Here is a 23,478-nt window from a genome sequence, read left to right as displayed (position 1 = left end):
GGATTTTTATACACCATTCCAGTAGAAAGAATCGCAAAATCTTTGAGTCCTACATCGACACCGACAGAAGCACCTGTTTTTTCTACTGGCTGCACATCTGTTTCAGCAAGAATGGATACAAAATATTGACCACTTGAATTGCGTCTGATTGTCGCGTTAAGTATACGCCCTTCAACCTCACGACTTTTTGCAAGCTTGACGAATCCAAGTTTGGGCAACTTGATTTTGTTTCCTACAATCGCTATATTGCCGTTCGTATATTTCGTTGTGTACGATTGAACAGGATTCTTTTTAGACTTAAATCGTGGTGCTTGGTTTTGCTTCTTGAAAAAACGAGTATACGAATCCGCAAGATTTTTAAGGGCAGATTGAAGCGCAATGCTGTCTACTTCCTTCAACCATACGAATTCTTTTTTTAATTGCGTTAATTCAGCAGAACATAAATGGTAAGATAATCCTTTGCCTGTTTCTTTGTACATGTCGTTCCATTTTGCTAAAAAATGATTGAACACAAAACGAGAACAGCCAATCGCCTTTGTGATGAAGATTTCTTGTTCTTTGTTTGGATAGATACGGAATTTGTATGCTTTGTTGACCCACACACGAAACACCTCTCTCTTTACCCGAATATTCGTTTCTATTTTAACCGAAAGGGGGTAGCTTTGGCTATCACCAACCGCCATTCATCGCCCACCTACGCATTCGGCTACGCCCTACACATTCCTTGAAGTGGGCGTCTTCTGTCGGAAAATGATAAAAAAGCTGTGTTTAAAGGAAGTTTTCACTTTAAACACAGCTTTATCGTTTGATTATGCGTATAGTGGATGTTTATCTGTTAATGCTTTCACACGCTCTTTTGCTTCTGCTTTTACTGCCTCGTCTTCAGGATTTTTCAGAACTGCTGCAATAATCGCACCAACTTCCTTCATATCCTCTTCTTTAAAGCCACGAGAGGTAACGGCAGGTGTACCAATACGAATACCAGATGTTACAAATGGTGATTCAGTATCATATGGAATTGTATTTTTATTTGTTGTAATTCCTACTTCATCAAGTGCATGCTCTGCTACTTTACCTGTTAAACCAAGAGATTTCACATTTAACAATAATAGATGGTTATCTGTACCACCAGATACAATTTCCACACCTTCAGCAATTAGCACTTCTGCTAAAGCTTTAGCATTCGCAATAATTTGCTTTGCATAGTCTTTAAATTCTGGCTGTAATGCTTCACCAAATGCTACTGCCTTCGCAGCGATTACGTGCATTAATGGTCCACCTTGAATACCAGGGAATACAGATTTATTTAGCTTTTGCTCCCATTCTTTTGAAGCAAGAATTAAACCACCACGTGGACCACGTAATGTTTTATGTGTTGTAGATGTTACAAAATCTGCATATGGCACTGGTGATTGATGTTCACCAGCAGCTACAAGACCAGCGATATGCGCCATATCCACCATGAAGTACGCGCCTACTTCATCAGCGATTTCACGGAATTTGGAGAAATCAATTTCACGTGGGTATGCAGAAGCACCTGCAACAATAAGCTTTGGTTTATGTTCTAATGCTTTTTGGCGTACATCCTCATAGTCAATGACTTGTGTATCCTTTGTCACGCCGTATTCCACAAAATTATAGAGAATACCAGAGAAGTTTACAGGAGAGCCATGTGTTAAGTGACCGCCATGTGAAAGGTTCATACCAAGAACAGTATCACCAGGCTCTAAAATTGTATGGTAAACAGCCATATTTGCTTGTGCACCAGAGTGTGGTTGTACGTTTGCATATTCTGCACCAAAGATTTCTTTCACACGGTCACGTGCAATATTTTCTACTACGTCTACAAATTCACAGCCACCATAGTAGCGTTTACTTGGATAGCCTTCAGCGTATTTATTTGTCAGCACTGAGCCTTGCGCTTCCATTACTGCTTCGGATACAAAGTTTTCAGATGCAATCAATTCAATATTTGCTTGTTGACGTTTTTGCTCTGCAAGAATTCCGTCTAATACTGCTTTGTCTTGTACTGCTAATTTTTCGTATGTCATGTTTGAAAAAGCCTCCTAAGTATCATTGTTTCTATTTATCACTATGATAGTGATAATTATTTATATACTGCACGTTCTCCGCCAATTAGCTTTGGACGTGTTGTTGCAATTGTGACAACTGCCTCTCCCACCATTTTCACAGATGTACGAACTGGAACAGCCACCGATTTTAAATGCATGCCAATTAATGTTTGTCCAATATCGATACCTGCATGTGCCTGTATTGCTTCAACAACTACTGGTTGGGCAAATTGTGTATAGGCATAGGCGGACATGGACCCACCTGCTGTTCGTACTGGCACAACAGCTACTAAATCATAGCCAAATCGTTCAGCAGTTGATGCCTCCATTGTAATCGCACGATTAATATGTTCGCACCCTTGAAAGGCTAAATAGAGCTGGTGTTTTTCGGCAAATTTTTGTAACGGCTCGAAAATGGCTTCAGCTATTTCCAATGCGCCTGCTGTGCCAATTTTCTGACCAATTACTTCAGATGTGGAGCATCCTACGACAAAAATTGTATGAGGTCGTAGTGTTGTCTGCTCTTCAAATTCACTGAGTAACTGAGTCAAATGCTCTCTTATTTGTTGGACAACCATTTATCTCAGCTCCTTCATCTATTCATTTATTGCTCTAGTTCAGTAATTTTCTCAATGCGGCGTGTATGACGACCACCTTCAAATTCTGTTGCTAACCATGCTTGGACAATTTCACGCGCAAGGCCTGGACCGATAACACGCTCACCCATCGCTAAAACATTTGAATCATTATGGCAACGTGTTGCCTTTGCACTAAATACATCATGCACTAATGCACAACGAATACCCTTTACTTTGTTAGCAGCAATGGACATACCAATTCCTGTGCCACAAATTAAAATACCTTTATCAAATTTTCCATTCGCAACACCCTCAGAAACAGGCTTTGCATAATCAGGATAGTCTACTGAATCCGCAGATTGTGGACCAAAATCTTCGTAGCTAATATGAAGCTCATCTAATAGCTGCATAATCTCACGACGTAAGTTATTGCCTCCGTGATCAGAAGAAATTGCTATTCTCACTGGGTTCCCTCTTTTCGAATTATAGTCACCCTTAGTGTACCACTTCTTTCTAAAGAATAACATGATTTTTCTTGTATTTTTATGCTGATTTCCCCTAAAACACGAACATTAATTGTATATTAACAAATTATCATTCATTTTTAAAGTCTTTTTCTGTGGATAATGTGTATATTTTTGTGTATAAATTCGGATAATGGTCTTTTGTTGTAATATTCTATCTTCTGTAGTTTTTTTATTTTTTCACTAAAGTGGACAATCGTTTGTCAGCAATTACGCCCCAGCGTAATTGTACCTGTTGCGAATGCTTTCGGTACATAAAGCATCTGACACTTCGCTTTCGATCCAAAAAGAATTTGCTGAACAAAGATAAAAAGGCTATATATAAAATATGATTGATTATCACATTTATATATAGCCTGTGGGAATTATGCTTGTCTATCAAATTGCTGAATCATTTTGTGCAATGCTTCTGATTGTGCTTTTAAGCTTTGAGTAAGGTGCTCTACTTGCTCGATTGCGTATGCTTGCTCTTCTGCTGCACTGCGAACCTCCTGTGCTCCTGCTGATGTTTCCTCAGCAATTGCTGCAACTTCTTGAGATTGTCGAGCTATTGTTTCAATATTTTGCATTTGCTGTTCAATTAAAGAAGAAATTTCAACAATCGCTGTTGCCATTTCATGTACATTGGATGACATACCTTCGACTGCTGTTGTTGTTTCCGACACACGCGCTGCCTCCTGTGTGGCAAATGCAACCTGCTGATTCATTTGTTTGACCACCACTTCAACATTTTGCTGCATAGATTGGATAAGTGCTGTAATACCTTGGACAGCCTTGGCACTCTCATCAGCCAGACCACGAACCTCCTCTGCTACTACCGCAAAGCCTTTGCCATGCTCTCCTGCACGGGCTGCTTCTATGGACGCATTTAATGCTAATAAATTCGTTTGTGCAGCAATATCACCAACTAAGCCAATAATACGTTCTACCTGACCTGCATTTTCCTCTAGTGCATGAATGCTTTTCAATGCCTCATTATTGCCAGCAGCAATTTGCTGAATACTGTTCACTAATGTTTCAATCGCTTTTGTTGTTGTTGATAAATTATGTAAAATCTCTTTCGATTGCGATGCTGAAGCCTCTGCTCTACTATTTACTTCTGTTGCTAGAGCTCGTACATCTTCCATCGCTTCAGCAGTATCTTGGACAGCTGTTGCCGATGCTTCTGCTCCTGTAGAAATATGCTTGACTGTTGACACAATACCCTCAGCCTTTTTGGTTGCAACCTCTGCTTCATCTGAAAGCTGAATAATGGATTGATTTGTTTGTTGGAAATTATGGTCGATGCTTTCTACCATTTGACGTAAGTTGAGTACCATTTGTTGGAATGCTTCTGCAACAGAACGAATCTCATCATTTGTTTTTGGCATTTGTACATCCTGCCCAATTTTCCCTTCAGCTACAAGAGTTGCAGAATGTTCAAGTCGCTGTAAAGGTTTCACTAAAATAATACTAAAAATAGCAGCTAATATACCCGACCAGATTATACCTAGCACATAGGTAATAACTTCAAATAATTTTCGATTTGTATCAGGGAAGAAAGTAGGGTGTATAAATTCAATGTAGATAAAGCTAATACTGTAGGTAATTAACGCAAGAACGCTAACAAACAACACCAATTTAAGACGTAAACCAAATTGTTTTTTCATAGTGCCCCTCAATTCTTTTCTAGTTTTTGTATTAATCGATCAATCAGTGCCTTTAGTTCTTCAAATGTTGCTTCGTATATTACTTTGCTGCCTCCATAAGGGTCTACTACATTTTCTAGGCTACCTTCATTTGTATATTCTTTTAATGTAAATACTTTATGTTCTATTTGTGGATAACTAGAAATAATAGTGTCTTTATGGGTGGTCGTCATTGTTAAGATTAAGTCTGCCCATTCTATTTCGTCATTTGATAATTGAGTTGCCAAATGTTGATGTGACATTTGCGCTTCCTCTAATACCTGCTGTGCATATGCTGACATTTGTGCATTTGGCATAGCATAAATACCTGCTGAGCGCACTTCGATATTGTCCACCTGTTTATGTTTTAAAATAACTTCCGCCATTGGACTGCGACAAGTATTGCCTGTACAAACAAATAATATTTTCACACTTATCACTCTCCACTGTCTAATCTATTGTTGTATAGCTAGAATGCTCATAATAATAAAGACAATACCAGCCATTATTTGAATTTTATTGCCAAAAAAGACTTGGCTTCTTCGAGCTATTACTAATGACCCATAAGCACAAATAAGAGCACTTATACCTGCACTAATAATAAAAATTGTTTTTTCTAAGTTTAGCATACCAAAAGAAACACTTACTGAAAAGGTATCTAGGCTTGCAGTCACAGCTAAAAGTATTGGTGAAATTGTTACTTTTTCATCCCTATGAGAAAATAATAGTAAATGCATCCCAATACAAAATAATAAAATACTCGAAATCCATTGTCCCCATTCTAATAGGAAACGAACTAAATAGTTCCCTAATTCAAACCCTAATAGCGGGAACAGCATATGCAATGCAGCCGTCCAAAGTGCTAACAATAAGCGATATTTAACATTTGGCAGCAAAACATATAGACCGATTACATCAACAGACGTTAATATGCCTGCAAGAATTCCCTGCAAGAACGCACTCCTTCGCTCCCTAATATTTTATCATTTTATGCTTGGAAATACATTATTATCATAAGTGAATCAATTTCATAAATCATATTTTCCAAAAGCACGAATCGTTGACCAAACGTGTAACGAAATCTGTATATCGCAACCCAATAGTGAGCTACTTAAACCTATGTGACTTTTTCAGATGCACGCCTCGGCTTTATTTGGAGTGGCAGCATGTTACCCTTGTTTAGGTGTTAAATCCTTGTGGCTATGCGTTTTAAGCGCGAATTATACCCGCTGGGGCTCCATGTAAAGCCTACCCATAAACTTGCTATATCGATAATCTTGCCCACCAGAATGTTCTAAAATTTCGATTGCGATATGACTCACATTTCAATTGCGATATGACTCACATTTCAATTGCGAAATACAGAAATCCTGACTGATTGGAATGCGTTCGATAATACAAGTCAAGAGCAACTAGATTATCGTACCGTAATTTAATTCACGTGGCGCACCGCGTAACGTCTTTTTTGAAAATAGCTAAAAAATTGACTGTACGTCGAAAGTAGAAAAATGGCATCAAAATGACAGGAACTTCCTATTTCTAATAATTTTCGAATGTCAAATAAGTTCATTTTCTTTACAATCGTCATAGGGCATCACCTCATTCAGTACGATTTAGTTTGGTCGCTACCATTATATTGAATTTGGGAAGATGCTCGCTTTTTTATTGTTGCAGAACCCTTGATACGAAAGAAATTAGAATTATAAAATTAACTCAAGCGCCTTCTATTCTTTCATCTCAACAAAAAACGACAAAAGATGTTTCCATACATCTTTTGCCGTATCAGCTTTGACAATTAGTGTGAATACCATTTCCCGCCAGCAGCTTTATCGAGCCTATTCATAATAGCTGCCCCTACGCCTTCAGTTGAAGTTGCTGTGGCTAATATAATGGTCGCAGTTGTTTTATCACATGCTCGTAGTGCATTGTATAATGTAGCACCCATTTCTTCTTGACTTCCTGCTTCCCCTACCGAAAAGTAAAAATCCACATTGACCGTGTGAAAGCTAGCAGGGGCAAGTAATGCAACGATATGTCCCTCACGCTGCAAGTGCTGAACAGCATTACTCACCACATTTTTATCACAGTCAATTAACAGGACAGGAGCATTTGGTGCATAATGTGTATATTTCATGCCTGGAGCCTTTGGTGTTTCCTCAAGCTTTTGCTCTAATTTAGTTGGCTGTATAACAGGACCTATGTTAGCCTCCAACATTTCTTTTGTAATGCCGCCTGGACGTAAAATAACTGGAGGCTCCTGTGTTACATCCAATACTGTGGACTCAAGCCCGATTCCAGTAGAGCCTCCATCTAAAATATAAGGTATGTATCCATCCAAATCATCTTTTACATGAACCGCTTCAGTGGGGCTTGGCTTACCGCTACGATTAGCACTTGGCGCAGCAAGTGGTTGTTGAAGCTGCTGTAATAATGCTAGTGCAACAGGATGATTGGGCATCCGTATCCCGACTGTTGATAAGCCAGCTGTTACACTTCGAGCCAGTACATTCGGTTTTACAGGCATAATCAGTGTTAACGGACCTGGCCAAAATAACTCCATACATTGCTTCGCTACTTCAGAAATATGAGTTACATAAAGCGTCACCTCTTCTTTTGTACCAATATGGACAATTAAAGGATTATCTGAAGGACGCCCCTTCGCTTCGAATATTTTTTTCACTGCTGAATCATTTGTAGCAATAGCTCCTAAACCATAAACCGTTTCTGTAGGAAATGCCACTACTTCTCCTGCATGTAAGATATCCACAGCTTGTGTATAATTAGTCTGACTATTCACATTACTATCCACAACTTTACAAACGGTTTTCATCATTAAAACCTTCCTTCAATTATTCGTTTTTACTGAATTATCCACATATTGTTTATAACTTAGAAAAAATTGTGTATAAGTTATCTGAATTTGTGCACAATTCATTCAAAAAGTCCTTTAATCCATTCCCAAATAAAGAATGTTACACGCTCTGATTCTTCCTGCTCTTCCTCTTTTACTTCTTCTTTTTCGGGCTCACAAATAGCTGGAAAAATGCTGCACCACCAGTTATCTCCACGCGCATCACCGATTTTTACAACAATAGAATGATAGACATTTTGCGGATATAATACAGCACCTTGTCTTTTTGGTGGGAATACGTTATCCCCAAGTACAACTTGTGTATCCACCTGTGGATAATTTCTGCTTAATTCCGTTTCAATTTGTTGTTTTAATAACAGAATTTGCTCGTTTTCAATTATGCCAGCAGTAGTAACTTGCGTAAAATAGGGCTTTAACTTTTTCACAAGCTGCTCTTTTTCTTGTTGGTCTTGCGCTGTATTACTATTCGCAATAACACGTATCCGAAAATCCTCTTCTTGTACTTGCTGTGTAGCTTCCTTTGCATAGCCGATAATTGTTGGAATATATAAAATACATAATTGTAATGTAATGGCAATCACTACAAGTCTAGCAAAGGCTAAAAAGATATGCTGTTTTGGTAATCTTGTAATCTTATATTCGTTTAACATAAAAATCCCTCCTTGCTCAACATTGTTGGCAAGTTTAGGATTCTTTATACATGAATCTCACAAAAAATCATACGAGGTTTACCATTAATATCTTTTTCTATGGAAATTGTAGCTTGTGGAAAACTATCTTGAAAGAGTTTGGCTACTTTGTCCCCTTGTGTATAACCGATTTCTAGCCCAATAAGTGCAGGTCTATTCATATGCGCAGGTAATTGCTCGGCTAATTTCCGATATAATAGAAGACCATCCTCTTCAGCAAACAGCGCACTATGTGGCTCATGCTCTAAAACAACACTGGACATTTCCTGTGCCTCATCAAAGGCGATATATGGAGGATTTGATAACACAATATCAAATTTCTCCCCAGCAAGCGGTGTTGTTAAATCGCCTAATCGAAAATCAATATTTGCCTGTAATCTTTGTGCATTGTTTTGTGCTGTTACTAATGCAGCCTCTGATAAATCAGTAGCAACAACTGTAAGAGCTGGGCATTCCAACTTCATTGAAATCGCGATCGCGCCACTACCTGTACCAATATCCGCTAGCTTCAACGCTTGCTGCTGAAATAACTTATTCATACGAGTAATCGTGCCAAATACCAATTCCTCTGTTTCCGGGCGAGGAATTAAAACCGATTCATCTACGACAAAAGAACGACCATAAAACTCCTCCATCCCTACACAATATTGTACAGGGCGACCATCTGCATGCTCCTTTATGATTGCTGTAAATTTCGTTTGCTGCTCTGCTGTTAATTCATCTTGTACATGCAACATTACCTCTGCATAGCTAGTACCAAGTACATGTTGCATCACGATACGTGCTGCTGTTTCTTCACGACCATTATCCACTAAAAAAGAAGAAGCCCAGTCAAGGGCCTCCATCACATTTTTATAGGTCATCATTTAAACGCTCTAACTTTGATGCCTGTTCTTCTAAAATAAGTGCATCAATAATTTCATCTAATCTACCTTCAACGATTTGATCTAACTTTTGAATTGTTAAACCAATACGATGATCCGTTACACGGTTTTGTGGATAATTGTATGTGCGAATACGTTCAGAGCGATCTCCAGAACCAACAGCAGACTTACGTGTAGCATCAATTTCTTTTTGTGCTTCCTGCATATACATATCTGCAACACGGGCACGTAAAATTTTCATCGCCTTTTCACGGTTTTTAATTTGTGAACGTTCATCCTGCATCGATACCACAACACCTGTTGGTAAGTGGGTCATACGAACGGCTGACATCGTTGTATTTACTGATTGCCCACCTGCACCAGAAGATGCAAATGTATCCACACGAATATCCTTTTCATGGATTTCAACATCCACTTCCTCTACCTCTGGTAAACATGCAACAGTCGCTGTGGACGTATGGATACGACCTTGCGATTCTGTGGCAGGCACACGTTGTACACGATGCGCGCCATTTTCAAATTTGAATTTTGAATAGGCTCCCTGTCCATTAATCATAAAAATAATTTCTTTATAGCCGCCCATTGGGTTTGGCGTTGCTTCCATAATATCAATTTTCCAGCCCTGTGCCTCTGCATAGCGAGAATACATACGGAACAAGTCACCTGCAAAAATATTAGCCTCGTCGCCACCTGCTGCCCCACGGATTTCCATAATAACGTTTTTATTATCGTTCGGGTCTTTTGGAATTAACAAAATACGTAAACGTTCTTCTAATTCTTCCTGCTGTGCTTTTAATAGGTTAAATTCTTCTTTCACCATTTCGTGCATATCAGGGTCTTTTTCGCTATCTAACATTTCACGTGCATCTGCTAATTGCTCTTTGACACTTTTATATTCACGATAAGTATCCACTGTTTCTTGGATATCTGATTGTTCTTTTGAATACTCACGTAATTTCTTACTATCGTTCACAATATCTGGATCACTTAAAAGCTCTGTTAGCCTTTCATAACGATCTTCCACTGCTTGTAATCGATCAAACATGGATTTCACCTCTATTTAGTTTTTTAAGCATTTCTTCTTTTTCACAATTAACGAACATTGCTATTTCCACTACTTAGTATAAGAAAAATTTTGCATGGATGCTACTTTTTCTTGCTATCTTTAGCAATGCATTAGAGCGGCGGATTTGCGTGACATTTACGACAAACTGGATAATAAGCATCATTGCCACCGATTTGAATTTGATCTCCTGTATAAACAGGCTTACCGCTTTCATCTACTCGTAAATTCATTGTTGCTTTTTTATGGCAAAACCAGCAAATGGTTTTCATTTCTTCAATTTTATCCGCATATGTAAGCATATACTGACTGCCTTCAAACAGCTCATTTTGAAAATCATTTTTTAAACCAAAGCCCATCACCGGAATATCTAATTGATCCACAATATTTGCAAGCTGTAAAACATGTGCCTTTTTTAAAAATTGAACTTCATCCACAAGCACACAGTATGGCTTTACAGCATTGCTCTTTACTAGCTCAAAAATATTTGTATCTTCATAAACAGGAATCGCTTGCTGTCGTAAGCCTACTCGACTAGAAACAAAGCCAACCTCATCACGAGTATCTAAACCTGAAGTAAACATCATTACAGGCTTTTTTTGCTCTTCATAATTATGAGCAACTTTTAAGATTTCTATTGATTTACCACTATTCATTGCACCATGTTTAAAATAAAGCTGTGCCATCTATGTCTTCTCCCTTTCTTATTATCACATTAGATTTTGAAAAGACTATTTTCTATATACTGAAAAAAATACCTGCCAAGCACATGCTTGGCAGGTATTAAACTAACATTAGTTTTTAAGACCGTATTTTTTGTTGAAACGATCCACGCGACCATCAGCAGACGCGAATTTTTGACGGCCAGTATAGAATGGGTGACATTCGTTGCAGAACTCAACAACGATGTTTTCTTTTACTGAACCAGTTTGGAAAGTGTTACCACAAGAGCAAGTTACTGTTGCTACTTTGTAGTCTGGATGAATTCCTTGTTTCATATTCGTTTTCTCCTCTCGCCCTGAACCATCTGGAACAGAGTATTCTCGAACTGTACCTTACATAGCCCGAATATGTCGATCAATAATTTATATTGAAAGTGGAATGTCAGCTATATATGTACACGTTGCATACCTATGAAGTATAGCATAAGTATTTTGATCTTTTCAAGTAAAAAATATTAAATAGCTAGCATATCAATTACGCCCCAACGTAATTGTATCTGTCAACCGCTTTTAATAACGTCTATTTACCACAACCATTTGGACCAATAATCGTAGAAATTTGCCCTTCAGGAATCTCTACGCTTAAATCATTCACAATTAGCGTTGAGGAATAACCAATTGCAACGTGCTCTATTTCAAGTACCGACATTTTTAACTTCCTTTCATTTTTTATATTTGTAAGCCAAATTGAGCTGTATATAAACCATAGTAAGCATTTTGTCTTTCCATTAGCTGTGTATGTGTACCTTCCTCGATAATGCCTTTTTTCGATACAACGACAATTCGATCGGCATCCTTAATTGTTGCTAAACGATGGGCAATCACTAGTGTTGTCCGACCAATCGAAAGCTCATTTAACGCTTGTTGAATGGCCTGCTCTGTTTCTGTATCAAGTGCAGATGTTGCCTCATCTAAAATTAAAATTTTCGGGTTTTTTAAGAAAATACGCGCTATGGATAATCTTTGCTTCTGCCCACCTGATAACTTCACTCCGCGCTCACCAATCAATGTATCCATTCCTTCTGGAAGTGCATGAATCACATCCGTTAGTTGTGCACGCTGTGCAGCATACCAAATTTCCTCTTCACTAGCGTTTAAATTACCATAGGCAATATTTTCACGAATTGTTCCGTCAAATAAAAAGACATCTTGCTGAACAATACCAATATGTGAACGTAAAGATTGTAGCTTAAAATCGCGTATATCGATACCGTCAATTTTAATCGAGCCTTCATTTACTTCATAAAAGCGTGGCAATAAACTGCAAATAGTCGATTTCCCTGCTCCAGACGGTCCTACTAGCGCAACTGTTTCACCTGGCTGCACCTTTAAATGTATTTGATGAAGGGCACGTTGATTGTCTGTATAGCCAAATGAAACATTTGTAAATGTAATGGCCCCATCGATTTCATCAATAGCTTTTGCATTAGGACGGTCGGCAATTTCGGGCTCCGTTTCTAAAAATTCAATATAGCGTCTAAACCCTGCCATACCTTTTGGATAACTTTCAATAAACATATTAATTTTATTAATAGGGCCTAAGAGAATACCCGCTAGCAAAATAAAGGCAATAAAATCACCATTTGTTAAATGCCCATTTAATACAAAATAAGCTCCAACAAAAAGTGTAAATAATGATAAAACCTTTGTCAGAATACCTGAAACGGCTTCATTCCATGCCATCACCTTATAAGAAAAAAGCTTTGTCATTCGAAATCGTTCGTTGTTAACTTTAAAGCGTTTAATCTCATGTTCTTCATTTGTAAAGGCTTGGACAACACGAATACCACTGACATTATTTTCAACACGCGCATTAAAATCGGCAATATCTCCAAACATTTGGCGAAAAGCCTTAGACATTAATTTTCCAAAAATAATTGTTAGCACTAAAATAATTGGTACAAGGAGGAAAATAAGAAGTGTAAAGGTTGGATCAATATAGAACATAACTCCAAATGTACCGATAATCGTCATGGCAGCAATAAAAATATCCTCTGGACCATGGTGAGCTAGTTCACCGATATCCATTAAGTCATTAGTTAAACGAGAAACAAGATGCCCTGTTTTATTGTTGTCAAAGTAGCGAAATGATAGCTTCTGTACATGACTAAAGGCTTCTTTTCTCATATCTGTTTCAATATTAATTCCTAGCATATGCCCCCAATAGGAAACGATAAAATGGAAAATAGAATTAACAATATATAAGGCAAATAGCAATAAGCTCGCCATAATAATCCACTTTAATTCACCATCTGGTAAAATATCATCAATCACTTTATTTAAAACAATCGGGAATGCTAGCTCAATTAATGCCACTAATATGGCACAGCTAAAATCTAAAATAAATAAGCCTTTATATGGCTTGTAGTATGAAAAAAAACGCTGTAATAGCATAATGTAGCCTCCTATTCATAATCCCAGTAAATAATGGTTTGCTTTTTCTATCCTTAATTGCTGCAACTAAACTTGTGGTCTGGCTTTAAAAGTACGCTATAAATGACGTGTACTTATATGAAGCATATCTGCAAGTGCTTGTATAGATAATGGTTGATGAAGATGTTGCTCAATATATAAGCGCGCTGCCTCTGCCTTATCTATTGCATGAGGTTTTCCTTGCCCTTCGGCTAGCTCTTGAAATAGCCGATAAATTAACTCATATAAAAAGGCCTTCACAGATAAATGCTCTTGAATAGAGCCTGACTGCCATTTGCTATACATATCTCGCAGAATTGTCTGAATAGCTATAGAACTTGCTGGAGCACAGGAGAACGTTGTTTGGAATGGCTGGTATTACATTTGCAAATGCTATATAAGGGCATTCTGATACATCACATCACCCTTATAGCTAATAAGAAAGTATCTAACATGCTGCTGTGCTGTTATTTGAAGATACTATGATTTGCCGATATGAAAAATTGTAAAGCGTTGTACATAGTAAGGCTGCTTATCAATTACAATTTGTACTTCTCCTGTAGTAATAATTAGCAAGGTGCTATATGTCAATAGCTTTGACACTTGAACATCTGACTTATTTATGTAATCAATATGCTTTACCTGCACAAATGCATTTTGCCAGAGAAGCATATAGGCATCATATTTCATCTTTATCTCCTTTAAAAATAGCTGTATATAGCATTATTATAGTGATAATGATTATCAATTTCAATAAGCGATAAAAAAATCACCATCGATAATTTCTTATCAATGGTGATCTTTATGCTATAAAAGTCCTTTACCTTTTGTTGCCTTTTTCATATCTTCATTTAGCTTTTCGAAGAATTCATCATTCGATTTTGTAGTGCGTAACTTTTTCAGGAAACGCTCTGCAAAATCTGGTGCATCTGAAAAGGTTTTGCGAATCGCCCATAGCTTTTCAAGTTGCTCTGGTGCAAGAAGAAGCTCTTCCTTACGTGTACCTGAACGACGAATATCAAGCGCAGGGAAAATACGGCGCTCCGCTAAGTGACGATCTAAATGTAATTCTAAATTGCCTGTCCCTTTAAATTCCTCATAGATTACTTCATCCATACGAGAACCTGTATCTACTAAAGCTGTTGCTAAAATTGTTAAACTACCGCCCTCTTCGATATTACGCGCAGAACCGAAGAAACGTTTAGGTCTATGGAAAGCAGCAGGGTCAATACCACCTGATAATGTACGTCCACTTGGAGGAATTACTAGGTTATAGGCACGTGCTAAACGTGTAATAGAGTCCATTAAAATAATAACATCACGTTTATGCTCTACTAATCGACGTGCGCGCTCTAAAACAATTTCAGCCACTTTCACATGGTTTTCTGGCACTTCATCGAATGTTGAGCTAACGACATCTGCATTCACAGAACGTTCAATATCTGTTACTTCCTCAGGACGCTCATCGATCAGTAAGACAATTAACTCTGCCTCTGGATGATTTGTTGTAATAGCATTTGCAATTTCTTTTAGCAAAGATGTTTTCCCTGCCTTTGGCGGAGCAACGATTAAGCCACGTTGACCAAAGCCTACAGGCGCAACTAAATCCATAATACGTGTCGATACATTACGCTGTGTTGTTTCAAGCTTAATTTGACGATTTGGATATAGAGGCGTTAACGCAGGAAAATGGACACGCTCCTTTGCTACTTCAGGGTCTTCGCCATTGACAGCATCCACCTGTAATAAGCCATAATAGCGCTCATTTTCTTTTGGTGGTCGCACCTTTCCTGATACCTTGTCCCCATTACGCAGGTCAAAGCGGCGAATTTGAGATGCAGAAATATAAATATCCTCTTTACTTGGAGAATAGTTAATTGGTCGAAGGAAGCCAAAGCCCTCTTGCGAAACAATTTCTAATACACCTTCCATAAAGAAGTAGCCCTCTTGCTCTGAACGCGTTTTCAAAATAGCAAATATTAATTCTTTTTTCGTTAGCTTGCTATAATATGAAATTTTGTATTGGCGTGCAAGGGCGTAAAGCTCTTTTAACGTCATGTTTTCTAATTGAGCGATTGTCAATGCAGACATATGCACAACTCCAGTCTTTTTCAAAATATAATGCCGTTTTTGGGGTTATCATTGAAGTTTTTTACAATGACTCTGTTAATGCTTGTCTGGTTGTTTCAAACTATAGGCACTCTTCACAACCATAAACCATTGAAACAAAGCCCTACAAAACTATGGGATGGTTTATCTTAGTTCGGTGGGTATAGAAACGCCCGTTGAATCAAGATCATGTCACAGATTTTGAAGAGGAGCTTTTCGAGTGAATTCGAAAAAATCTGGACACATTGTTTATCTGCGTGAAAGCGAAGCGCCAGCAGCAGATGCTTTATGTGCTGAAAGCATTCGCGACAGGTACAATTACGCCAAGACATAATTGATTGTAAGAAAGAAGGTACCTAGCGCAAGTAGATGCACTAGGTATATTTTAGAAGAAAATATCATTAATAGCTAGGTTTTTTCTCAAGAGCATGACGGCCTTCAACAAAACGTACTGTGCCAGATTTTGCACGCATAACAACTGAATGTGTTAATGCATATGCACCTTTATATTGAACACCCTTTAATAGCTCACAATCTGTTACAGCCGTTGCTGCAAAAATAGCATCGTCACCTTTTACTAAATCATCTAAATAAAGAACTTTCTCAACATCTACACCCATCTTTGTGCAGCGTGCTAATTGTTCCTCATCTTCTGGTACTAGTTTTGCTTGGAAATCTCCACCTAAGCATTTTAAGGCTACTGCTGCAATAACGCCCTCTGGTGCTCCACCTGTTCCAAACATAATATCAATGCCTGTTTCATCAAAAGCGGTATTAATCGCTGCGCCAACATCGCCATCTTGAATAAATTTAATACGTGCACCAGCCTCACGAATTTCATCCACAATCGCTTGGTGACGTGGTCGATCTAATAGCGTAGCTACAACATCAGAAATATCTTTATTTTTAGCTTTTGCTACTTGTAATAAGTTATAAGTGACAGAAGCATTGATATCTACTTTGCCCGCCGCTTCTGGTCCTACAGCAATTTTCTCCATATACATATCTGGTGCATTCAGTAAGTTTCCTTTATCTGCAATTGCAAGAACTGTCATTGCACCATTTGTACCTTTTGCGACAATATTTGTACCTTCTAACGGGTCCACGGCAATATCTACTTGCGGACCACCATTGCGTAAGCCAAGTTCTTCACCAATATAAAGCATTGGTGCCTCATCCATTTCACCTTCACCAATTACTACTGTAGCATGCATTGGAATTGTATCGAACATTTTGCGCATCGCTGTTGTTGCTGCATCATCTGCTTCAATTTTCAAGCCACGTCCCATCCATTTCCCGGATGCGATTGCTGCTGCTTCTGTTACTCGTACTACTTCCATCGATAAACTACGTTCCATTGTTGCTTTGCCTCCCGCTATCGGCAGCTTTTTGCGCCGAAACATTCAAATTACCTCTATTGTAACATAGTTAGATGAAAACTTTTAGCTCTCATTATTCTTTTGCTTCTGCTACGCGTGCCATGATTGTTTCACGTCGAATATCAGCGCCCAAATCACGTAATTTTTCAATAAGTGAGCTATAACCGCGTTCAATATGGTAAATATCATGGATTTCTGTTTCGCCTTCTGCTAGTAACCCTGCTAAAACTAAAGCAGCTCCAGCACGAAGGTCTGTAGCAGTGACTGTAGAGCCATGCAATTTACTTGGGCCTTTAATAATTGCTGTATTGCCTTCTACACGAGCATTAGCATTCATACGACGAAGCTCGTCAATATGTTTAAATCGAGCTGTATAAATTGTATCCGTTACTTTTGAGGAACCAAATGCCTGTGACATTAACACAGCAAGCGGTTGCTGAATATCCGTTGGAAACCCTGGATAGACCAATGTTTTGACATCCACTGCCTGCAATGTTGCGAGATCGGTTTTTGGCACATAAATACTTTCTTCACCAATCTCAATTTTTACACCCATTTCACGAAGCTTGGCAATAATCGCTTCTAAATGCAGTGGAATGACATTATCGATGGTAATCCCATCACCGACTGCTGCAGCCATAATTAAAAATGTTGCTGCTTCAATGCGATCTGGAATAATTGTATGTGCTGTACCATGTAGCTCTTCTACACCTTCAATACGGATAACACTTGTACCTGCACCTTTAATATTAGCTCCCATATTTGTTAGTAAAGTTGCAACATCAATAATTTCAGGTTCCTTAGCCGCATTTTCAATAACAGTACGTCCTTTCGCAAGAACAGCAGCTAGCATAATATTAATCGTTGCTCCAACACTTGCAACATCTAAATAAATTTTTGCCCCAATCAATTCATCCGCGCGTAAATAAATGGCTCCATGCTCATTGGTAATTTTCGCACCCAATGCCTCAAAGCCTTTAATATGTTGGTCAATTGGTCGAGGTCCTAAAAAGCAGCCTCCGGGCAAGCCGATTACAGCTTTTTTAAAGCGTCCAAGCATAGCGCCCATTAAATAATAAGAGGCACGCAGCTTTTTCACGTTGCCGTTTGGTAATGGCAATGCAATCATCTCTGTTGGATCAATGGTCATCTTGCCATCTTCAAACGTCACTTCCCCACCAATTTCCTCTAATAAAGCCTTTAACGTCCAAGCATCTGAAATTTCAGGTATCCCTCCAATAGTCACTGGAGAGTTCGCCAAAATTGATGCAGGAATTAAGGCGACTGCACTATTTTTTGCACCACTAACTTTAATTGTACCTTGTAGACGATTCTCGCCAGTAATTTTATAAACATCCATTTTGCGTTCTCCCTCATGATTGGAAAGTAGTTTTTTGCGATTGGCTCACTTTATAATCTTATTATTCGCTTTTTCTCTTATTCCAATCCGCTAAAAATCCTTCAATTCCTTTTTCCGTTAATGGATGGTTGAAAAGTTGCTTTAATACTTTAAATGGAGTCGTTGAAATATGTGCGCCCGCTAAAGCTGCTGCTGTAACATGCTGTGGATGGCGAACAGAGGCAGCAATAATTTGCGTATCGATATTATGGATTGTAAAAATATCTGCAATTGTTTCGATGAGCTCAACACCATTTTGACCAATATCATCTAAACGGCCGATAAATGGTGACACATATGTAGCACCTGCACGCGCAGCCATTAATGCTTGGTTGGCACTAAAGATTAATGTTACGTTTGTTTTAATGCCTTTGTTGGCAAAGAAGCGACAAGCCTCTAATCCTGCTGGTGTCATTGGTAGCTTTACTGTAATATTTGGCGCAATTGCAGCTAATTCCAAGCCTTCTTTAATCATACCTTCTGCATCAAGTGCAATCACTTCTCCACTTACAGAGCCGTCAACAAGCTCCGCGATTTCACGAAGACGATCATGGAAAGAAACATTCTCTTCTTTAGCAACTAATGATGGGTTTGTTGTCACTCCTGATAAAATACCCCATGCATGTGCCTCTTTAATCTCTTCAAAGTTTGCTGTATCAATGAAAAATTTCATACTATTTCCTCCTGATCATTCCTTAATTATATTTAGTCTTTGCCAAAATTCATGATTTCAAAAACAAGAGAAGGTCGATTGATAGCATCAACACTTCTCTTATTATGTGTATTTATCTATACTTTTTCCATATATGAAATGCAAAAATTATGCTTTTTGTGCACTACCAAATTCGCGGATTTTACCAATAACCGTTGCTTTAATCGCTTCACGTGCTGGCCCAAGGAATTTACGAGGGTCATAAACAACTTTATCATTGTCAAGAATTTCACGAATTACTTTTGTTGCTTCAATTTGATTTTCAGTATTGACGTTAATTTTAGCTGTACCTAATGAAATGGAGCGTTGGATATCCTTTGTTGGAATACCTGTACCACCATGTAAAACAAGCGGAAGGTCTGCTAACTTAGAAATTTCCTCCATTTCCTTAAAGCCTAGGTTTGGCTCACCTTTGTAAGGACCATGTACAGAACCAAGCGCTGGTGCTAAGCAATCGATATCTGTGAGCTCAACCATTTTACGGCACTCCTCTGGATCAGCATAAATAATACCGCCAATAACACCGTCTTCATCGCCACCAACTGTTCCTAATTCTGCCTCAACGGAAACACCTTTAGCATGTGCGTACTCTACTACTTCCGAAGTAATTTTGACATTTTCGTCAAATGGATGATGTGATGCGTCAATCATAACAGAGGTAAAGCCTGCATCAATTGCTTCTTTACATTTTGCAAAGCTAGAACCATGATCAAGATGAATCGCTACAGGAACTGTAGTACCATAAGATTCCATTAAACCTTTTACCATATGAACGACAGCGATAAAGCCGCCCATATATTTGCCTGCGCCTTCTGAAACACCAAGAATCACTGGTGATTTTTCTTCTTCTGCTGCCTGTAAAATTGCTTGCGTCCATTCAAGGTTGTTAATGTTGAATTGACCAACAGCGTAACCTTCTGCTTTTGCTTTAATTAACATCTCTTTCATAGATACTAATGCCATACTAAAAATCCTCCTTATAGGACTATTCTTTCTACATAAATATGCTCCTCAATCATAGCAAAAATAATAGCCCCTGAAAAGCAGGGGCTATTATTTTCTACACGAAAGCGCAGTGAAACGAAGCGTCAGTGTCCACCGAAGTGAAGTGAAACGCAACATAGGCTCTCTTGCCCCTGAAAAGCAGGGGCTATTATTTTTGCTATGATCTAAGGAAATACACGTGATTTAAGAGTAGATACCCGCGGAGTCCATGCTAATACACGCGGCTCTGAGCTAAATACGCACGAAATAACTAAAATAAAAACAGGCCGTGTAGCTACACCGCCCGTTAGTTAAACTTGTAATGTTTTATTAACCTCATCACGCACTTCAAAAATATCAAAAGGCTTTGTAAAGTAACGAATTGCTCCTAGCTTTAAAGCTTCTTGTACAACATCTAGCTCACCATATGCTGTCATCATAAATACTGGAAGCTTTGGCCATTTCTCTTTTAAACGTCTTAAAATTTCAATACCATCCATTCCCGGTATTTTCATATCTAATAACACACAATCCATCTCTTGCTCACTGGCAAACTTTAATGCCTCTGGTCCATTAGCTGCTAAATATGTCGTATAGCCTTCCTTTTTCAATACTTCATTTAATAGCAACCGAATCCCCTGCTGATCATCGACAATTAATAATCTTTTCACATTCCATCATTCCATTCCACCCTTTTTTATTTTATTGTTTCATAAAAATTTTCTTCATTATTAATTATTCGCCTTTTTCCGCGTAATACCTTCTAATATTGTAAATTATCTGCTTTTGCTTTCTATCTTGTCCACCTCTATAATATGGAGAGAGGTGGGAACATGTCAAAAATTTTAACAACACAATTAAGTGGTTTACTACAACGAATTACGCAAAATGAAGAAGATGCCATTGAGGAAACAGCAAGGCTCCTTGCACAAGCAGCCATTGGTGAAGGACATGTCTATTTCGCTTGCTTTGGTGAAATGCAAACGATTGAGCTAAATGCCTTGCAAGCAGTTGAGCCATTCCATAAATTGGTTCCTTGGACAGCAGATACGGTTTTAACGGAGGCAGATCGTGTTTGTATTTTTACCCGTAGTGCATATAACATAGAAGCATTAGCCTTAGCGGAAGAATTACATCAGCGCTTTATTCCATTTGCGGCTATTGCTAGTGAAGTGGCAAATGCCGACAATCCGCTGGCAGATTTAGCTTATACGTATATTTCTACACGTGTTAAAGGTGGTTTATTGCCAAACGATGCTGGACAGCGAATTGTTGTACCACATGCGCTTGCTGGTCTTTTTGTGTACGAAGCAATAAAAATAGCCTATGATGAAATGCTGGAATTTGATGAGGAAGAGCTGTAGAATAACAGAATTTCTAGTAAAGAAAAACCCAAACTATTTGTATGAAACAGCCATTTAGTGTTTCGTAATAGTTTGGGTTTTGTTATTTATTGTTTATTTAAATGTTGCTCCAATAAAGTCGCGGAACAATGGTTGTGGACGGTTTGGACGTGATACTAGCTCTGGGTGGAATTGGCAGGCTACAAAGAATTCATTATCAGGCAGCTCAATAATTTCCACTAATTTTCCATCAGGGCTTGTTCCTGAGAAGACAAGTCCTGCTGCTTCCATTGCCTCACGGTACTCGTTGTTAAATTCATAGCGGTGACGGTGGCGCTCATATACAAGCTCTTTGCCATAAGCTTTGCTTGCTTTAGAGCCATCTTTTAATTTACATGGATATAATCCTAAGCGTAATGTACCACCAATATCTACATTATCATTTTGATCTGGTAAAAAGTCGATAATTGGATACTCTGTATCTGCATCAAGCTCTGTAGAATGCGCACCTTTTAAGCCAAGAACATTACGAGCAAACTCTACTGTTGCTAGCTGCATGCCTAGGCAAATACCTAGGAAAGGTACATTGTTTTCACGCGCATATTGGATCGCTAAAATTTTCCCCTCAACACCACGATCACCAAAGCCACCTGGTACTAAAATAGCATCAACGCCTTTTAATAGGCTCGCTACATTGTCCGCTTCTACATGCTCTGCATTAATCCATTCAATATCAATATCCGAATTAAATGCATAACCTGCATGCTTTAATGCCTCTACAACTGAAATATAAGCATCTTGTAGCTCCACATATTTCCCTACTAACGCTATTTTTCTTTTATTTGGTAGATTTTTCACTTTTTCTACAAGGTCGCGCCATTCTTCCATATCTGCCTCTGGTGCTTCAATACCAAAATGATCTAGCACAATATCATCAATATCTTGTGCATGTAGGTTTAATGGCACTTCATATAAATGCTCCGCATCGCGAGATTCAATAATTTCATGTGGTTGCACATCACAGAATAAAGCTAATTTTTCCTTCATATCCTGTGGTACTTCTTGCTCTGTACGCACAACAATAATATTTGGTTGAATGCCTAGAGAGCGTAATTCTTTCACAGAATGTTGTGTTGGTTTTGTTTTTAATTCACCAGCAGCTTTAATATAAGGAATTAATGTACAGTGGATATACATGACATTATCATGCCCTAAGCTTGTTTTCATTTGACGAATGGCTTCAAGGAATGGCAATGATTCGATATCCCCTACTGTTCCGCCAACCTCTGTAATTACTACATCTGCATTTGTTTCACGACCTGCACGTTGGATACGATCTTTAATTTCGTTTGTAATATGAGGAATAACTTGTACTGTTCCACCATTGTAATCACCACGACGCTCTTTCTGTAATACAGATTGGTAAACTCGGCCTGAAGTTACTGTAGAATGCTTTCCTAGGTTAATATCAATAAAACGTTCATAGTGCCCTAAGTCTAAGTCAGCCTCTGCACCATCATCTGTCACAAAAACCTCACCATGTTGATAAGGGCTCATTGTACCTGGGTCAATATTGATATATGGATCAAATTTTTGAATCGTAACTTCTAAACCACGATTTTTTAATAATCGACCTAGGGATGCTGCAACAATCCCTTTTCCAAGTGATGATACAACTCCACCTGTTACAAAAATATACTTCGTCATGAAAAATTCCTCCTTATGATGTACTAAAATTGCTAGTTCCATTGTTTGAATCGGGAATATACCCTAAAACAAGAAAAGCCGAGAATGTCTACAAAAATGTAGTCGATTCGAAGCTGTAATCGGTTCTATCTCTTTATCACTTTCCTTTAAATCCTGAAACACTAACATGTAGTCAGCCAACGTTTACAATTGTATTGGGAGAACTGGACTGAACCAAGGTAAAAAATAAAAAAACGTTCCTCCTGCATAGGTTTGCAGGGGGAACGTATTATATACACGGTCTTTCTCCTTCTTTTAAGGAGCCCAAGTAAAAGATTAAACGTAACCGTGGTAGAAGTCAAGATTTTTTACTTCTTGCCTAG

Annotated in this window: 24 protein-coding genes and 1 pseudogene; 1 reads left to right on the top strand and 24 read right to left on the bottom strand. The window is 38.4% G+C overall.

What is annotated here, in order from left to right:
- The 23 genes and pseudogenes from ACIQVU_RS12520 to ACIQVU_RS12410 form a co-directional block, all read right to left on the bottom strand.
- On the bottom strand, positions 1 to 602 hold a 602-nt coding region (locus ACIQVU_RS12520; RefSeq protein ID WP_402895784.1), incomplete at its 3' end, for an RNA-guided endonuclease TnpB family protein.
- Positions 603 to 809: 207 nt separating this feature from the next.
- Positions 810 to 2,051 (bottom strand): serine hydroxymethyltransferase, encoded by a 1,242-nt coding sequence (glyA, locus tag ACIQVU_RS12515; protein WP_402895778.1) that lies wholly within the window; start codon positions 2,049 to 2,051, stop codon positions 810 to 812.
- A 56-nt stretch (positions 2,052 to 2,107) separates the two neighbouring features.
- Complete coding sequence (locus tag ACIQVU_RS12510) at positions 2,108 to 2,650, bottom strand: TIGR01440 family protein (protein ID WP_340804280.1); 543 nt, start codon at positions 2,648 to 2,650, stop codon at positions 2,108 to 2,110.
- A gap of 26 nt (positions 2,651 to 2,676) precedes the next feature.
- Positions 2,677 to 3,114, bottom strand: coding sequence for a ribose 5-phosphate isomerase B (gene rpiB / locus ACIQVU_RS12505; protein WP_340804278.1), 438 nt, complete (start codon positions 3,112 to 3,114; stop codon positions 2,677 to 2,679).
- Between the two features lie 425 nt (positions 3,115 to 3,539).
- Entirely contained in the window at positions 3,540 to 4,823 is a 1,284-nt protein-coding gene (locus tag ACIQVU_RS12500; protein WP_402895775.1) for a methyl-accepting chemotaxis protein, read from the bottom strand.
- Positions 4,824 to 4,831: 8 nt separating this feature from the next.
- The gene (locus ACIQVU_RS12495; RefSeq protein ID WP_402895773.1) at positions 4,832 to 5,272 is read right to left on the bottom strand and encodes a low molecular weight protein arginine phosphatase; all 441 of its coding nucleotides are present in this window, start codon (positions 5,270 to 5,272) and stop codon (positions 4,832 to 4,834) included.
- Positions 5,273 to 5,296: 24 nt separating this feature from the next.
- Positions 5,297 to 5,794, bottom strand: coding sequence for a manganese efflux pump MntP (locus tag ACIQVU_RS12490; protein WP_340804275.1), 498 nt, complete (start codon positions 5,792 to 5,794; stop codon positions 5,297 to 5,299).
- Between the two features lie 842 nt (positions 5,795 to 6,636).
- Positions 6,637 to 7,671: an L-threonylcarbamoyladenylate synthase gene (locus tag ACIQVU_RS12485; RefSeq protein WP_340808514.1), complete on the bottom strand. Its 1,035-nt coding sequence runs from the start codon at positions 7,669 to 7,671 to the stop codon at positions 6,637 to 6,639.
- A gap of 101 nt (positions 7,672 to 7,772) precedes the next feature.
- Entirely contained in the window at positions 7,773 to 8,363 is a 591-nt protein-coding gene (locus tag ACIQVU_RS12480; RefSeq protein WP_340804274.1) for a stage II sporulation protein R, read from the bottom strand.
- 44 nt (positions 8,364 to 8,407) lie between these two features.
- A complete protein-coding gene (gene prmC, locus ACIQVU_RS12475) occupies positions 8,408 to 9,268 on the bottom strand; it encodes a peptide chain release factor N(5)-glutamine methyltransferase (RefSeq protein ID WP_340804273.1) in 861 nt (286 codons plus the stop codon).
- Complete coding sequence (prfA, locus tag ACIQVU_RS12470; RefSeq protein ID WP_340804271.1) at positions 9,255 to 10,331, bottom strand: peptide chain release factor 1; 1,077 nt, start codon at positions 10,329 to 10,331, stop codon at positions 9,255 to 9,257. The genes prmC and prfA overlap by 14 nt, the downstream gene beginning before the upstream one ends.
- A gap of 131 nt (positions 10,332 to 10,462) precedes the next feature.
- Positions 10,463 to 11,035, bottom strand: coding sequence for a thymidine kinase (locus ACIQVU_RS12465; RefSeq protein ID WP_340804269.1), 573 nt, complete (start codon positions 11,033 to 11,035; stop codon positions 10,463 to 10,465).
- 108 nt (positions 11,036 to 11,143) lie between these two features.
- The gene (gene rpmE / locus ACIQVU_RS12460; protein WP_340804268.1) at positions 11,144 to 11,347 is read right to left on the bottom strand and encodes a 50S ribosomal protein L31; all 204 of its coding nucleotides are present in this window, start codon (positions 11,345 to 11,347) and stop codon (positions 11,144 to 11,146) included.
- 247 nt (positions 11,348 to 11,594) lie between these two features.
- Positions 11,595 to 11,720 (bottom strand): annotated as a pseudogene (locus ACIQVU_RS12455) (ABC transporter ATP-binding protein); the annotation flags it as partial.
- Positions 11,721 to 11,740: 20 nt separating this feature from the next.
- Positions 11,741 to 13,465 (bottom strand): ABC transporter ATP-binding protein, encoded by a 1,725-nt coding sequence (locus ACIQVU_RS12450; protein WP_340804267.1) that lies wholly within the window; start codon positions 13,463 to 13,465, stop codon positions 11,741 to 11,743.
- A 96-nt stretch (positions 13,466 to 13,561) separates the two neighbouring features.
- Positions 13,562 to 13,789: a hypothetical protein gene (locus ACIQVU_RS12445; protein WP_340804266.1), complete on the bottom strand. Its 228-nt coding sequence runs from the start codon at positions 13,787 to 13,789 to the stop codon at positions 13,562 to 13,564.
- A 174-nt stretch (positions 13,790 to 13,963) separates the two neighbouring features.
- Positions 13,964 to 14,173 (bottom strand): hypothetical protein, encoded by a 210-nt coding sequence (locus ACIQVU_RS12440; RefSeq protein WP_340804265.1) that lies wholly within the window; start codon positions 14,171 to 14,173, stop codon positions 13,964 to 13,966.
- A 117-nt stretch (positions 14,174 to 14,290) separates the two neighbouring features.
- The gene (rho, locus tag ACIQVU_RS12435) at positions 14,291 to 15,574 is read right to left on the bottom strand and encodes a transcription termination factor Rho (protein ID WP_340804264.1); all 1,284 of its coding nucleotides are present in this window, start codon (positions 15,572 to 15,574) and stop codon (positions 14,291 to 14,293) included.
- 419 nt (positions 15,575 to 15,993) lie between these two features.
- Positions 15,994 to 16,950 (bottom strand): class II fructose-bisphosphatase, encoded by a 957-nt coding sequence (gene glpX / locus ACIQVU_RS12430; protein ID WP_053993411.1) that lies wholly within the window; start codon positions 16,948 to 16,950, stop codon positions 15,994 to 15,996.
- Between the two features lie 94 nt (positions 16,951 to 17,044).
- Positions 17,045 to 18,331 (bottom strand): UDP-N-acetylglucosamine 1-carboxyvinyltransferase, encoded by a 1,287-nt coding sequence (locus ACIQVU_RS12425; RefSeq protein WP_340804263.1) that lies wholly within the window; start codon positions 18,329 to 18,331, stop codon positions 17,045 to 17,047.
- A 61-nt stretch (positions 18,332 to 18,392) separates the two neighbouring features.
- Positions 18,393 to 19,043, bottom strand: coding sequence for a fructose-6-phosphate aldolase (fsa, locus tag ACIQVU_RS12420; RefSeq protein WP_402895766.1), 651 nt, complete (start codon positions 19,041 to 19,043; stop codon positions 18,393 to 18,395).
- Between the two features lie 147 nt (positions 19,044 to 19,190).
- Positions 19,191 to 20,045 carry a class II fructose-bisphosphate aldolase gene (locus ACIQVU_RS12415; RefSeq protein ID WP_340804261.1) on the bottom strand — a complete coding sequence of 285 codons (855 nt, stop codon included), beginning with the start codon at positions 20,043 to 20,045 and terminating at the stop codon, positions 19,191 to 19,193.
- A gap of 332 nt (positions 20,046 to 20,377) precedes the next feature.
- Positions 20,378 to 20,737, bottom strand: a complete 360-nt coding sequence (locus tag ACIQVU_RS12410) for a response regulator (RefSeq protein ID WP_340804260.1) — start codon at positions 20,735 to 20,737, stop codon at positions 20,378 to 20,380.
- A gap of 162 nt (positions 20,738 to 20,899) precedes the next feature.
- Between ACIQVU_RS12410 and ACIQVU_RS12405 the strand changes: the two genes are divergently transcribed.
- The gene (locus ACIQVU_RS12405) at positions 20,900 to 21,430 is read left to right on the top strand and encodes a DUF2529 family protein (RefSeq protein WP_340804259.1); all 531 of its coding nucleotides are present in this window, start codon (positions 20,900 to 20,902) and stop codon (positions 21,428 to 21,430) included.
- 93 nt (positions 21,431 to 21,523) lie between these two features.
- Here the strand turns inward: ACIQVU_RS12405 and ACIQVU_RS12400 are convergent, their stop codons facing one another.
- Entirely contained in the window at positions 21,524 to 23,116 is a 1,593-nt protein-coding gene (locus ACIQVU_RS12400; protein WP_340804258.1) for a CTP synthase, read from the bottom strand.
- Between the last annotated feature and the right edge of the window lie 362 nt (positions 23,117 to 23,478).

Origin of the sequence: Lysinibacillus sp. NPDC098008 (genome assembly GCF_044760715.1) — a bacterium.
Lineage (GTDB): Bacteria > Bacillota > Bacilli > Bacillales_A > Planococcaceae > Lysinibacillus.
This window is presented reverse-complemented; position numbering and strand designations above follow the sequence as displayed.